Consider the following 14,740-nt stretch of genomic DNA (forward strand, 5'->3'; position numbering starts at 1 on the left):
AAGTTATGGATATAAAAATGCCAAAACTAGGCGAAAGTGTTCATGAAGGTACTATTGAGCAATGGCTTATTTCAGTTGGTGACTATGTTGATGAATATGAACCCTTATGTGAGGTAATTACTGATAAAGTAACTGCTGAAGTACCTTCAACTGTATCTGGTACTATCACTGAAATTTTAGTTTCAGAAGGTGAAACAGTTCAAATAGATCATGTTATTTGTAAAATTGAAACTTCTGAAACAGATAATTCTACCAACACTAAAAATACCGATATTGAAACCGTTAAGGATTCAACAGATTTAAATATAAATGGTAATGATACTTTAACAGTCGAAACGTCAGCATCAGCTTCAAAAAATACTTCTGATAAAGAAGTAAGTCATTCTGTTAAATCAAATGCACATACACAAGCATCATTACTTAATAACGGTCGATATTCACCAGTAGTTTTTAAAATTGCATCTGAAAATGATATTGATTTATCATCAGTTCCTGGCACGGGTTTCGAAGGACGTGTGACTAAAAAAGATATTGAAAATTATATTAATTCAAGTCATCAGAAACCGAAAATAAATAACAATTCACAATCTAATTTTGAACATACGAAATCCAACGTGTATTCTACTCAGAGTCAGATTGGTCAATCTATACCAGTCAAAGGTGTTCGTAAAGCAATAGCTCAAAACATGGTGACAAGTGTAACTGAAATCCCTCATGGTTGGATGATGCTTGAAGTAGATGCAACTAACTTAGTAAAAACTAGAAATCATCATAAAAATTCGTTCAAAGAGAACGAAGGTTATAATTTAACTTTCTTTGCATTCTTTGTAAAAGCTGTTGCTGAAGCATTAAAATCAAACCCACTATTAAATAGTAGTTGGGATGGAGAAGAAATTATTCTTCATAAAGATATTAATATTTCAATTGCTGTAGCAGATGAAGATAAATTATATGTGCCTGTTATTAAACACGCTGATGAAAAATCAATCAAAGGGATTGCTCGAGAGATAAATGAACTAGCACTTAAAGCAAGAAATAAACAATTATCACAAGAAGATATGTCTGGTGGAACATTTACTGTTAATAATACCGGTACATTTGGGTCCGTTTCATCAATGGGAATTATAAATCATCCACAAGCAGCGATTTTACAAGTAGAATCTATTGTAAAAAAACCAGTCGTTATTGATGATATGATTGCAATTAGAAGCATGGTTAATTTGTGTATTTCGATTGATCATAGAATACTTGATGGTGTTCAAACAGGGCGCTTCATGTCTCAAGTTAAAGAACGTATTGAACAATTCACAATAGAAAATACAAGTATTTACTAGTTTAAAATGATATATCATATTCCCTGGACAAGCTATTTGAACTCTAACACTTATATTTAGTAGAATAGCATTGAATAAATAAAAGATTGAAAGGTGATTTAAATGGATTTAAATTTTGATTTATATATGAATGGCGTGGTTGAACAAGCTCGTAATGAAATTGAAAATGCGGGATATGAACAGTTAACAACTGCAGATGAAGTTGACAAAGTATTACAACAAAATGGAACTTCATTAGTAATGGTTAATTCAGTTTGTGGATGTGCGGGAGGAATTGCACGTCCAGCAGCATCACATGCGTTACACTATGATAAACTACCTGATAGACTTGTTACAGTATTTGCTGGACAAGATAAAGAGGCTACGCAACAGGCTAGAGACTATTTTGAGGGTTATGCACCTTCAAGTCCATCATTTGCATTAATTAAAGATGGTAAAATCACTGAAATGATTGAACGTCATCAAATTGAAGGCCATGATGTAATGGATGTTATTAATCAGTTACAAGGCCTATTTGATAAATATTGCGACGAAAGATAAGAGGATTTACTAATGTTAAAGTTAAATCCTTATAAGATTGGATTTAGAACGCTTAAAACAGCAGTAGGTATCACATTAGGTGTTATTTTAGCTAAATGGATAGGGCTTGATAATTATGCATCAAGTGCTATCCTCATTGTATTATGTATTAAACATACTAAAGTTCACTCAGTACAAGCTATCGTATCAAGATTTGTATCTTGTATACTAATTCTACTGTTTGGTTCATTGGTTTTTAGCTTATTAGGTCAGAATGCGCTTGTTTTGGGATTGATTGTATTATTATTTATTCCGATAACTGTTATGTTGAAAGTTCAAGAGGGTGTTGTAACTAGTTGTGTTATATTATTACATGTTTTCAATGCAACAACGATTAATTTACATTTAATCATTAATGAATTACTCTTATTAACTATTGGATTAGGAATCGCATTCATTATGAATTTAATTATGCCAAGTTTAGACAAAACATTAGTTTCTTTTAAGAAAGATATAGAAAAAGGCTTTAAAGAAATCTTTATGACATATAGCGAAGCTTGCTCAAATTATAATAATGATTTTACTTTATCTTTCGAAAAACTTCAATTAGACATTCGAAAGGCCAAATCTATCGCATTTAGAGATGTTAAAAATCATTTTATTAGAAATGAAAATTCATATTATCACTATTTTGATATGAGACAAGAACAACTTGAATTATTGCGTAGAATTAAACCGTTATTAAATCAAGTCACTGTCGATGACCCATTATTGACTGATGTATCTCATTTAATGTCAGAAATTGGTAATAACGTAAATAGTAATGATTATACTGCTTTACGATTACATTCACTGTATGAAATCCGTTTATCACTAGACGAATTACCACTTCCTAAATCTCATCAATCTTTAAAATCACGTTCAAGTATGATGCAAATATTAAATGAACTAGAAGAGTATTTAAACATTAAATCTCAATTTGGATCACTACGATTACACAATGAAATATAATTAGTACTTAAATAAAAAGAGGCTAGTACATAATTCCTAGCAAAATAGCCAGTAAATGAGTTTTTATAAATTCATTTACTGGCTTCTTTATTTACAATACTTCGTATTGTTGGCTCGCTTTCTTAGGGGACAGCTTCAGCCTGTAGTCTTCAGCTTGTCCTGTTTCCTCAAGAGTCTCGCCAAAATACTTTGTATTTATATGTAATTTTACATTCAAATACTTTAAAAAATAAGGCACTTTCGTATAATTTAATAAACTTCACTAAACTAAATTAACGAGGTGGCTTATGTATAAAGATTATAACATGACTCAACTTACTCTACCTATGGAAACTTCAGTTCTTATCTCAACAAATGATATTTCAAGAAATGTAAATGATATTGTTGAAACAATCCCTGAGACCGAATTCGATGAATTCAATTGTCCGAACAATAAAAGAATAGGATTCAAAAGATATGCCTATCGCCATGATAAGAATGTTTTTAAACGAGACTTTAAATTATATGAATGTGATGATTGTTCAGAATGTCCGCTGAAACAACAATGTATGAACTTCAATTTAAAAACAAATAAAAAAATAATGAAGGACTATAATTGGGAATATTTTAAAGCCCAAATTAATAAAAAGCTTTCAGAACCAATAACAAAAACCAACTACAGTCAAAGAAAAATTGATGTGGAGCCTTTTTTTAGATTTATGAAAGCTATTTGGGGTTTCCCTCGAATTTCCGTTCGAGGGATAAATAAAACCAAAAGAAAACTAGGATTTGCGCTAATGGCACTTACTATAAGAAAAGTAGCAGCTCAACGAGCTGAAATTAATCAAAAACATTATAAAAAAGACAATTTCTATATAATTCCAATAGAAATTGTCTTTATTTACTTATCCTGGAAATTTATGTCCTGAACTCTTTTTTATTGCGAAGATTAATGCATTAGTGGCACTAAACTTGTGAGTAGTAATGCTGCAACAATTGCAATCAACATTACAATTATTATAATTCTTAATACTTTATTATTCACTATTTAACGCTCCTTATTTAAAAACACTTACATAATACACTTTACTTAATATATAAATTAACCATAAATGATTTTTATACAAATGGCAATCAATTTATTTTTGATATTGTAGAAAATTAGTTAAAATAGAAATCAAATGAGAAAGGGGTTTTGTCATAATGATAAACAGTCAACGATTACTTGAAACATTTTTAGAATTAGTCCAAATAAATTCTGAAACAGGACATGAGGAAGTCATTCAACCCATTTTAAAAAAGAAATTTGAAGAACTAGGTTTAAATGTAACTGAAGATCATGCATCAGAAAAGTCATGGTTAGGTGCTAATAATCTTATCTGTACTTTACCAGCCACTAGTGCGAAAGAAGATGTGTCTAAAATTTACTTCACAAGTCACATGGACACTGTTGTACCTGGAATAAATATTAAACCTCAAATTAAAGAGGATGGTTATATTTATTCTGATGGTAGTACCATTCTAGGTGCTGATGATAAGGCGGGATTAGCAGCAATAATTGAAACCATTCAATATCTTAATGAAAATGAAATTCCACATGGCCAAATCCAATTTATAATTACTGTTGGTGAGGAATCTGGTCTTAAAGGGGTTAAAGAACTAGATTCAACATACATTGACGCTGAGTTTGGTTATGCAGTTGATGCTAGTCAACCCGTTGGCACAACAGTAGTAGGAGCACCAACTCAAATGGTCATAAACACGACTATTTTAGGGAAAACAGCTCATGCTAGTACACCTTCAGAAGGAATTAGTGCAATAAACATTGCTGCAAAAGCTATTAGTCGCATGAAGTTAGGACAAATTGATGACTATACTACTGCTAATATAGGTAAATTTCATGGCGGCTCTGCTACAAATATCGTTGCTGATGAAGTAGTTTTAGAAGCTGAGGCACGCTCACATGATAATCAAAGTATTGAACAACAAGTTATTCATATGAAGGAAACATTCGAGACTACCGCACAAGAATTAGGTGGTGAAGCAAAAGTTATCATTGAGAAGAGCTACCCTGGTTTTAAATTAGAAAATGATGACAAAGTAACTCAATTTGCTATCAATAGTGCTAGAGAACTTGGATTAGCAGGGGATACTGTTATTGCTGGAGGCGGCTCAGATGGCAGTATTATTAATACATTTGGAATCCCTACAGTCATTTTAGGTGTGGGCTACGAACATATTCACACGACATCTGAACGTATTTCAGTAAATTCACTTAATCAATTGGCTAAACAAATTGTCAAAATTATTGACTTAGTAGCTAAATCGTAATTTAGTTTAGTGAAGTACTTTCAAGTTTTATGATACAATACTATTGAAAAATTGAATGAGAGAGGTAAGTAATATGACTCAACAAATAGGTGTAGTAGGTTTAGCAGTAATGGGTAAAAACCTCGCTTGGAATATTGAATCACGCGGTTATAGCGTTTCTGTATATAACCGTTCAAGCGAAAAAACAGATGAAATGGTTAATGAATCTAAAGGTAAACAAATCCACCCAACATATTCTTTGGAAGAATTTGTTAATTCATTAGAAAAACCACGTAAAATTTTATTAATGGTTAAAGCAGGTCCTGCAACAGATGCAACAATTGACAGTTTACTTCCATTGTTAGACGATGATGACATTTTAATTGATGGTGGTAACACTAATTATCAAGATACTATCCGTCGTAATAAAGCCTTAGCTGAAAGTGGTATTAACTTTATTGGCATGGGTGTATCTGGTGGTGAAGTAGGTGCCCTTACTGGTCCTTCATTAATGCCAGGTGGTCAAGAAGCAGCTTATAATAAAGTGAGCGATATATTAGATGCAATTGCTGCTAAAGCAAAAGATGGTGCATCATGTGTAGAATATATTGGACCAAATGGTGCTGGACATTACGTTAAAATGGTTCATAATGGCATTGAATATGCAGATATGCAACTTATTGCAGAGAGCTATGCGATGATGAAAGATTTATTAGGTATGTCACATGAAGACATTTCTAAGACATTTAAAGAATGGAATGCTGGTGAGTTAGAAAGTTATTTAATTGAAATCACTGGTGATATCTTTACTAAATTAGATGATGACAATGAAGCACTTGTCGAAAAGATTTTAGACACTGCGGGTCAAAAAGGTACAGGTAAATGGACTTCTATCAATGCCTTAGAATTAGGTATTCCTTTAACGATTATTACTGAATCAGTATTTGCTCGTTTCATTTCATCAATTAAACAAGAACGTGTGAATGCTTCTAAGGAATTAAACGGTCCTAAAGCAGAATTTACTGGTAATAAAGAGGAATTCTTAGAAAAAATCCGTAAAGCTTTATATATGAGTAAAATTTGTTCATACGCACAAGGATTTGCGCAAATGCGTAAAGCTAGTGAAGAAAATGAATGGAATTTAAAATTAGGCGATTTAGCAATGATATGGCGTGAAGGTTGTATTATTCGTGCTCAATTCTTACAAAAAATTAAAGACGCTTATGATAACAACTCAGAATTACAAAACCTTTTATTAGATCCTTATTTCAAAGGTATTGTTACAGAATATCAAGATGCATTGAGAGATGTAGTAGCAACAGGTGTACGTAACGGCGTACCAACACCTGGATTCTCTGCCAGCGTAAACTACTATGATAGTTACCGCTCTGAAAATTTACCAGCGAACTTAATTCAAGCACAACGTGACTATTTCGGTGCACATACGTATGAACGTAAAGATAAAGAAGGTATCTTCCATACTCAATGGGTTGAAGAGTAATCGCATACTAGTTACAGAAGTAAACCAATTCAATGGTTTACTTCTTTTTTAAAAAATTATGCAAACGATTGCATTAAATGATTGACTTCCTAATATGAATTCTATACCATGAAAATATAAGTTAATTGAAAGCGTTTACTAAAGTTTTAAGATTGAGGTGATATGCAACGGTTACAATTAAAGATGTTGCCAAAGAGGCAAATGTAGCTACATCAACAGTATCGAGGGTGATACGGAACAATGCGAAAATTAGTGAGTCAACTTCAAATAAAGTCAAAGCAGCTATGTCCAAATTAGGATACATACCTAATCAAGCTGCAAGAACATTAATAACAAATAAAACATTGACCATTGGATTAATACAGAAAAGTTCCGCCCCTGAAATACGTCAAAATCCATTTAATAGTGATGTTCTTAATGGTATTAATCAGGCATGTAATGTAAGAGGCTATTCAACTAGAATGACTGTGTCGGAAAATAGCGGGGACTTATATCATGAAGTAAAAACAATGATTCAATCTAAAAGTGTGGATGGATTTATTCTTTTATATTCACTGAAAGATGATCCTATTGAGCACCTACTTAATGAGTTTAAAGTTCCTTATCTTATAGTTGGGAAATCTTTGAACTACGAAAATATAATACATATTGATAATGATAATATCGATGCAGCTTATCAATTAACACAATATTTATATCATTTAGGACACCGACATATATTATTTTTACAAGAATCTGGACATTATGCAGTTACAGAAGACAGATCAGTAGGATTTAAACAATACTGCGACGACGTTAAAATTTCAAATGACTGTGTCGTAATAAAGTCCATGAATGATTTACGTGATTTTATAAAGCAATATTGTATTGATGCTAGTCATATGCCTTCAGTGATTATAACGTCTGATGTTATGTTAAATATGCAATTATTAAATGTGCTTTATGAATATCAACTACGCATTCCAGAGGATATACAAACTGCCACGTTTAATACATCTTTTCTCACTGAAAATGCAACACCATCTCAAACAAGCGTAAACATTAACCCAGATGTATTAGGCTTCACAGCAGGGAATACAATCATTGATGTATTAAGAAATGAAACTATTTCTTTTAGAGAAAAATTGATTTCAACACAAATAGTTGAAAGGGTATCAACTACAAAAATATAAAGGAGCATAATTATGAATAAAAATTGGTGGAAAGAAGTAGTAGCGTATCAAGTTTATCCAAGAAGTTTTAATGATAGTAATAATGATGGTATTGGTGATTTACCAGGTGTAATCGAAAAATTAGACTATTTTAAAGACTTAGGTATTGATGTTATTTGGCTAAGTCCAATGTATAAATCACCTAATGATGATAATGGATATGATATCAGTGATTATCAAGATATTATGGATGAATTTGGTACAATGGAAGATTTTGATTGTCTATTAAAAGGTGTACATGACCGTGGTATGAAACTAATATTAGATTTAGTCGTTAACCATACATCTGATGAGCATCCCTGGTTTATTGAATCAAAATCTAGTAAAGATAACCCAAAAAGAGACTGGTACATATGGGCAGACCCTAAGGATGATGGTTCTGAACCAAATAATTGGGAGAGCATTTTTAATGGTTCAACATGGCAATTTGATGAAACCACTAATCAATATTACTTCCATTTATTTAGTAAAAAACAACCAGATTTAAATTGGGATAATCCTGAAGTACGTGAATCAGTATTTAACATGATGAATTGGTGGTTTGAAAAGGGTATTGATGGATTCCGTGTCGATGCTATAACCCATATTAAGAAAACATTTGAAGCTGGTGACCTACCTGCACCAGAAGGAAAAAAATATGCTCCAGCCTTTGATGTAGATATGAATCAACCTGGTATTCAGAATTGGCTACAAGAAATGAAAGATGAGTCACTAAGCCAATATGATATTATGACTGTTGGAGAAGCGAATGGTGTAAATCCAGATAATGCAGAAGAGTGGGTTGGAGAAGATAAAGGTAAATTCAATATGATCTTCCAATTTGAACATTTAGGTTTATGGAGTACAGGTGATTCTCAATTTGACGTTAAATCATATAAAGAGGTGTTAAACCGCTGGCAAAAGAGACTAGAAGGAATTGGTTGGAATGCACTTTTCATAGAAAACCATGATCAACCTCGTCGTGTATCAACTTGGGGTAACGATAAAGATTACTGGTTTGAATCTGCTACAAGCCACGCCGTTGTGTATTTCTTACAGCAAGGTACACCGTTTATCTATCAAGGACAAGAAATTGGTATGACCAATTATCCTTTTGAAAGTATTGAAACGTTTAATGATGTTGCGGTTAGAAATGAATATCAAATTGTAAAAGAACAAGGTGGAGACGTTGATCAATTATTAGATAAGTATAGAATGGAAAATCGTGATAATTCTCGTACACCTATGCAATGGAATAATTCTACAAATGGTGGCTTCACAGAGGGAAAACCTTGGTTCCCAGTTAATCCAAATTATAAAGATATTAATGTAGCTCATCAATTAGAAGACGAGCATTCTGTACTTAATTTTTACAAAAAATTGATTCAATTAAAAAAATCGCATGATATATATATGTATGGACAGTTTGATTTAATTGATGCAGAAAATGAAAATGTGTTTGCTTATACTAGACAATTAGAAGGCAAAACTGTAGTGGTTGCAGGTAATTTAACTGATAAACAAAGTTCATTAACATTACCTTTTGATATCGAAGAGGATGCAATCAAATTACATAACTACAATAGTCAATTAGATGCAACATCACTTAAGCCATTCGAAGCATTTGTAGCAGAAATATAATTTATAAGCAAAGTTAGGACATACTATTTTTGTCCTAACCTCTTTTTCATTGGAAGAATAAAAAATCATTTTACAGCCATAAATAATTACATGACTCATATATTAGAGATGATATAATAAATAAGTCGCCTATCTCTCAGGCGTTTATCTATACGCAGGGAGGGGGTGCTAAAATGGCAGATATTCTTGTGCACATCATAGCCACAGTAACAAGTGGTTGTATTGTTACGTTATTTTCGTATTGGCTTCGAAACCGTAACAATAAGTAAATAGGCGACAAGCCACACCAAAAAATCCCCTCACTACTGGCATAGTGAGGGGATTGGTGCATAAAATGCAGATATTCTTGTTAGTTAAATTATAACATTTATCGTTATAGATTTGCAAAAAGATATGGTGTTTTGATTAGAGAATGTATTTCTTTGATTTTTTACAAATCATAATTTTCTTGTTCAATTGGCAACCATAATTGAATTTTAGTGAATGGGTCCTCAAATGAGATATCAAAGGGATATATTTCAACATATAAGCTATCTCTTTCATAAGGTAAAGTAAGTTGTAAACTTGATTCGATATAATACCAAGCTTCATTAACCGCATAGTCTATTTCACCTTGGAGATTAAATTTCGCATAATGTCTTCCAGGTAATATTCTACTTTCTAAATGAGATGGATATCTATCACTTGGAACACCAATAAATAATTCCAATCCATTATCTAATGGACAAGTGATTACAAATAACTCATATGGACTTATATTATTATACCTTTTTAAATCTTTAATTTTACCATCAAGAATTAAATCTTCTAAAAAATCAGGAACTTTATAAGGATTAGATAAATTATTTGATTCAATATAACGTACATAACCTACTAATGCTATATCTTCCGTGGTATCTAGTCTATATGGATAAGGTGCTCGTTCAGTAGTTGTCAACTTTATATATAAACGTTCTTGTAATTTTAATTCATCTTTTTTCGTAGATGCTTGAATTGGTGAAATCCCATGAAAATCACTAAAATCATTCGCAAAATCATTTGAACTATGATAGTTATACTTTTTTGCGACATCTACTAACCTCGAAGAACTTTGAACCATTTCTTTAGCAGCTGCAGTCATTTTTCTTGCGTGTGCGTACTGTTCAGGTGATTGTCCAACAATCATTTTAAATGATTGATCAAGATGGTAAGGAGAAAGACCAACGTAATCACTCAAATCTTGCAAATTAAACGGCTCTAATAAACGATCTTCGATAAATACAATTGCCTGTTGTATCTGCTTGATAACGTCCAAAACTCTCACTCCAATAAATTTACAATCATTAACTTTTATTTTACCTTATTTTTAGAAAATATACATCTTAACATGTGCCATATTGAAAATTTTTTAATAAAAAAGGGTGGTAGGACAGAATTTAAAATCAATTCATTGTCCCACCACCATAAGAATGAATATAGTTGATAGAGGATGGCTATGAGCACATGCTCAATTTAGGTAGCGACTATTAAAATAATACTAACTCAAAATATTACTTTAGTCCAAAAGGCTTCACTATAGGCTTATCAATTCTCTGTTTACTGAATATCATCCCACCAATGATTACCATCTCTACTTAATAGTAAATCACTTTCTAATGGTCCATTTGTACCTGACTCATAGTTAGGGAAGTTAGGTTCATTCATTGTCCATTCATCTTGTATAACATCAACAAACTTCCATGTAGATTTTAATTCTTCCCAATGTGTAAAGTTTGTAGCATCACCTTTTAAACAATCGAATAGTAAATTTTCATAGGCATCAACAGTGTTCATCTTATCTTGAGCACTCATTGCATATGATAATTGAACGGGTTCTGTATCAATACCTTGGATGTTCTTTTTCGCGTTTAAATGAAGTGATATACCCTCATTGGGTTGAATATTAATAACTAATAAGTTTGAATCCAACAATTTATCGGTCTGATAGTATAAGTTCATTGGTACTTCTTTGAACTCAACTACAACTTGAATCGATTTAGATTTCATACGTTTTCCCGTTCTAATATAAAAAGGTACGCCAGCCCAACGGAAGTTATCAATTGTTAGTCGGCCTGATACAAAAGTTGGAGTATTTGAATCTTCGGCTACTCGATCTTCATCTCGATAAGCAATGACTTTTTCACCTTCAACAAATCCTTCATCATACTGTCCACGTACAAAATTTTGTTTTACTTCTTGAGGATCAAGCTGTCTAAGTGATTTCAATACTTTAACTTTCTCAGCACGTATATCTTCACTATTTAAGCTGATTGGCGCTTCCATAGCTAAAAGGGCAACCATTTGTAACATATGATTTTGTACCATATCTTTTAATGCGCCACTAGATTCATAATAACCTCCACGGTCCTCAACACCTAATACTTCTGAAGACGTTACTTGAATGTTTGAAATGTATTTATTATTCCATAATGGTTCAAACATCGCATTTGAAAAGCGCAAGACTTCTATATTTTGAACCATATCTTTACCTAAATAATGATCAATTCTGTATATTTCTTCTTCTTTAAATGAGCGTCTTAATTGATTGTTTAATTGCTCAGCCGATTTTAAATCACTGCCAAATGGTTTTTCAATAACTAATCGTTTAAAACCAGTAGTATCGGTTAAACCAGATGATTTTAAGTAATCCGAAATAATACCAAAGAATTGAGGTGCCATTGCTAAATAAAACAAGCGATTTCCTTTTAACTGATATTGTGAATCTAATTCATTTGAAAAACTCAATAATGAATCATAACTTTGTTCATCACTTACATCATGTTTAAAATAATAGACATGTTCCATAAATGCATCAATTTGATCCGTATCTTTGACATGCTTTTGGATAGAACTTTTAACTTGTTCACGAAAGACTTCGTTCGTGTAATCTCTACGTCCAATTCCAATTATTGCAATATGTTCATCTAAATTATCTTGTTGAAATAAGTGGAATAGTGATGGAAATAATTTTCTATGACTTAAATCTCCGGTAGCACCGAAAATAGTAATTAAACAAGGAATATGTTTAGAATGTTTACTCAAGTTCAAAACCTCAATTCTATTAATACTATGATTGTATTATTATAAATTATATTTGCACCGCTTCAAACTTATTTGCCTAATTTTTCTTATTTTGCTAGGGCATTTATATAATGGAATGATGCACAATTTAATATCATTATAACTCAAAATGTATCTCATGCATTTAATTTATGTCTTTTTATAGCAAAAATAACCACATATGATAAAATATAATGAAGGAAAAGGAGGCATATGCATGGAAGTTACATTCTTCGGAACAAGTGCTGGGTTACCTACTAAAGAGAGAAATACTCAAGCTATAGCTTTAAACCTTGAGCCTTTTTCGAATAGTATATGGCTATTTGATGTCGGAGAAGGCACACAACATCAAATATTACATCATTCAATTAAGCTAGGAAAAGTTGACCATATTTTTATAACGCATATGCATGGAGATCATATTTTTGGATTGCCTGGACTACTAACAAGCCGTTCTTTTCAAGGTGGAGAAGACAAACCACTGACAGTTATTGGTCCTAGAGGTTTACAACAATTTATTGAGACTACTCTAAGATTATCTGAATCTCATCTAAACTATCCGATTACTTATATAGAAATTGATAATCATTTCACATATCATCATAAAGGATTCTCAATTAGTGCACATTTGTTAAATCATGGTATCCCTTCTTATGGTTATCGCATTGAATCTCCGACAACACCAGGAACAATTGATGTTGAGGCACTTAAATCAATTGGTTTATATCCTGGACCAAAATATCAAGAAGTAAAATCTTATGATAATTTTGAACATGAAGGACAAGTATATAATTCGGATGATTTTAAAGGACCAGCTAAACCCGGACCAATTATATCCATCTTTGGTGATACAAAACCATGTCAGTCAGAATTGAGCATTGCTAAAGATTCTGATGTAATGATTCATGAAGCTACATACATTGAAGGCGAAAAAACATTAGCAAATAATTATCACCATAGTCATATTGAAGATGTTTTTGAATTAATAAAGCAAGCTAATGTTAAAAGATGCTTAATCACACATTTAAGTAATCGCTATAATCACGAGAATATTCAACTTATTAAACAACAATTAAAAACACATGAGGATGTTCCAAATTTTGAATTTGTTAAAGATTTTGATACGTTTATAATTTAAATACTACTAATACTTTAACTTTTTAAAATAAGTATAATTAAAATTACAAAGTAAGAGACTAGGATTTAGAATTCACATAGAAATCATTATCCTAGTCTCTTTTACATTAAAATTTAATTATCTTCATTTTTAGATAATTCAACGCTACGATGAACTGCCGCATTCAAACAATCCTTAAAGATTGCTTCAATATCATGTTGAGCTAATGCATTTAAACCCGCTTGAGTTGTTCCACCTTTAGAAGTAATATTTTTACGCAACTGTTCCATACTTAAATCTGATCTTTCAATCATCTTACTTGTACCAATAATTAAATTTTTAATTGATTCTTCAACTTGATCTTTCTCAAGACCTAAATCTGTACCTGCTTTAACATATTGTTCAAAGACATGATATAAAAATGCAGGACCGCTTCCTGTAATCGCAGTTACTTGATGTAAGTGGTCTTCATCCACCTCAATTACTGAACCAAAAGCATTTACTAAATCGTTAACCTCTTCTTTTGATTTAGGTCCAAAATTTCCTGAAAAGCTAATACCTGTTACAGAATGACCAACTTGTGCATTTGTATTAGGCATAATTCGAGCGATAGGATTTTCAACTTGTAATTGTTCCTGAATATAATTGATAGGTAAACCAGCCATAATAGAAATAAAGCGATTGTTTTCATTGATGTATGGTTGAATTCTTTGTGCTACTTTTTCGAAATCATAAGGTTTAGAACCTAAAAAGACATAATCTGCGTCTTGTAATAATTTTTCATCATCGTAGCTGTATTCAACACCTAATTCCTCAGCGAAATTTTTTAAAGCTTCTTCATTCGATTTATTCGTTAAGTAAATATCATGTGACTTTAATTTTTTTGAATTAATTATACCTTTGAAGATTGCTTGTGCCATATTTCCTGCACCATAAAATACTAATTTCATTGACAACATCATCCTCACTTTTTAATTTATAAAACCATAGTAACATATAAGTAGCACTTCTTTTTATAAAAGTTAGTGCTACTATACGCATGAGCTTTAGCTCAGGTGGT

At 31.8% G+C, this 14,740-nt stretch carries 13 protein-coding genes and 1 pseudogene; 10 read left to right on the plus strand and 4 right to left on the minus strand.

Features of this window, described 5'->3' with window-relative positions:
- Window positions 1–5 precede the first annotated feature (5 nt).
- The 4 genes and pseudogenes from EQ029_RS06555 to EQ029_RS06570 form a co-directional block, all read left to right on the plus strand.
- A complete protein-coding gene (locus EQ029_RS06555) occupies window positions 6–1,334 on the plus strand; it encodes a dihydrolipoamide acetyltransferase family protein (protein WP_011275696.1) in 1,329 nt (442 codons plus the stop codon).
- Window positions 1,335–1,436: 102 nt separating this feature from the next.
- The gene (brxB, locus tag EQ029_RS06560; protein WP_011275697.1) at window positions 1,437–1,874 is read left to right on the plus strand and encodes a bacilliredoxin BrxB; all 438 of its coding nucleotides are present in this window, start codon (window positions 1,437–1,439) and stop codon (window positions 1,872–1,874) included.
- A 12-nt stretch (window positions 1,875–1,886) separates the two neighbouring features.
- On the plus strand, window positions 1,887–2,864 hold the full coding sequence (locus EQ029_RS06565) for an aromatic acid exporter family protein (RefSeq protein ID WP_011275698.1): 978 nt from the start codon (window positions 1,887–1,889) through the stop codon (window positions 2,862–2,864).
- A gap of 410 nt (window positions 2,865–3,274) precedes the next feature.
- Window positions 3,275–3,772: pseudogene (locus EQ029_RS06570) on the plus strand (transposase); the annotation flags it as partial.
- Window positions 3,773–3,792: 20 nt separating this feature from the next.
- On the opposite strand, the gene prli42 reads toward EQ029_RS06570, so the two are convergent.
- The gene (gene prli42 / locus EQ029_RS12570) at window positions 3,793–3,888 is read right to left on the minus strand and encodes a stressosome-associated protein Prli42 (protein ID WP_011275700.1); all 96 of its coding nucleotides are present in this window, start codon (window positions 3,886–3,888) and stop codon (window positions 3,793–3,795) included.
- Window positions 3,889–4,046: 158 nt separating this feature from the next.
- On the opposite strand from prli42, the gene EQ029_RS06575 reads away from it, so the two are divergent.
- From EQ029_RS06575 to EQ029_RS06595, 5 genes are all read left to right on the plus strand, one after another.
- Window positions 4,047–5,174: a M20/M25/M40 family metallo-hydrolase gene (locus tag EQ029_RS06575; RefSeq protein WP_011275701.1), complete on the plus strand. Its 1,128-nt coding sequence runs from the start codon at window positions 4,047–4,049 to the stop codon at window positions 5,172–5,174.
- Between the two features lie 73 nt (window positions 5,175–5,247).
- Entirely contained in the window at window positions 5,248–6,654 is a 1,407-nt protein-coding gene (gene gndA, locus EQ029_RS06580) for an NADP-dependent phosphogluconate dehydrogenase (RefSeq protein ID WP_011275702.1), read from the plus strand.
- Between the two features lie 176 nt (window positions 6,655–6,830).
- Window positions 6,831–7,826 (plus strand): LacI family DNA-binding transcriptional regulator, encoded by a 996-nt coding sequence (locus tag EQ029_RS06585; protein WP_029376657.1) that lies wholly within the window; start codon window positions 6,831–6,833, stop codon window positions 7,824–7,826.
- A gap of 12 nt (window positions 7,827–7,838) precedes the next feature.
- Window positions 7,839–9,485 carry a glycoside hydrolase family 13 protein gene (locus EQ029_RS06590; protein WP_011275704.1) on the plus strand — a complete coding sequence of 549 codons (1,647 nt, stop codon included), beginning with the start codon at window positions 7,839–7,841 and terminating at the stop codon, window positions 9,483–9,485.
- Window positions 9,486–9,658: 173 nt separating this feature from the next.
- Window positions 9,659–9,754 (plus strand): type I toxin-antitoxin system Fst family toxin, encoded by a 96-nt coding sequence (locus tag EQ029_RS06595; protein WP_011275705.1) that lies wholly within the window; start codon window positions 9,659–9,661, stop codon window positions 9,752–9,754.
- A gap of 161 nt (window positions 9,755–9,915) precedes the next feature.
- On the opposite strand, the gene EQ029_RS06600 is transcribed toward EQ029_RS06595, so the two are convergent.
- Together EQ029_RS06600 and zwf are read right to left on the minus strand one after the other, a co-directional pair.
- Window positions 9,916–10,779 (minus strand): AraC family transcriptional regulator, encoded by an 864-nt coding sequence (locus tag EQ029_RS06600; protein WP_011275706.1) that lies wholly within the window; start codon window positions 10,777–10,779, stop codon window positions 9,916–9,918.
- A 281-nt stretch (window positions 10,780–11,060) separates the two neighbouring features.
- Window positions 11,061–12,545 (minus strand): glucose-6-phosphate dehydrogenase, encoded by a 1,485-nt coding sequence (gene zwf / locus EQ029_RS06605; RefSeq protein ID WP_011275707.1) that lies wholly within the window; start codon window positions 12,543–12,545, stop codon window positions 11,061–11,063.
- Between the two features lie 235 nt (window positions 12,546–12,780).
- Here zwf and rnz point away from each other — a divergent pair, with 235 nt between their 5' ends.
- The gene (rnz, locus tag EQ029_RS06610) at window positions 12,781–13,701 is read left to right on the plus strand and encodes a ribonuclease Z (protein ID WP_011275708.1); all 921 of its coding nucleotides are present in this window, start codon (window positions 12,781–12,783) and stop codon (window positions 13,699–13,701) included.
- Between the two features lie 113 nt (window positions 13,702–13,814).
- On the opposite strand, the gene proC is transcribed toward rnz, so the two are convergent.
- Window positions 13,815–14,630, minus strand: a complete 816-nt coding sequence (gene proC / locus EQ029_RS06615) for a pyrroline-5-carboxylate reductase (protein WP_011275709.1) — start codon at window positions 14,628–14,630, stop codon at window positions 13,815–13,817.
- Window positions 14,631–14,740 lie beyond the last annotated feature (110 nt).

It is taken from the genome of Staphylococcus haemolyticus (genome assembly GCF_006094395.1).
GTDB lineage: Bacteria > Bacillota > Bacilli > Staphylococcales > Staphylococcaceae > Staphylococcus > Staphylococcus haemolyticus.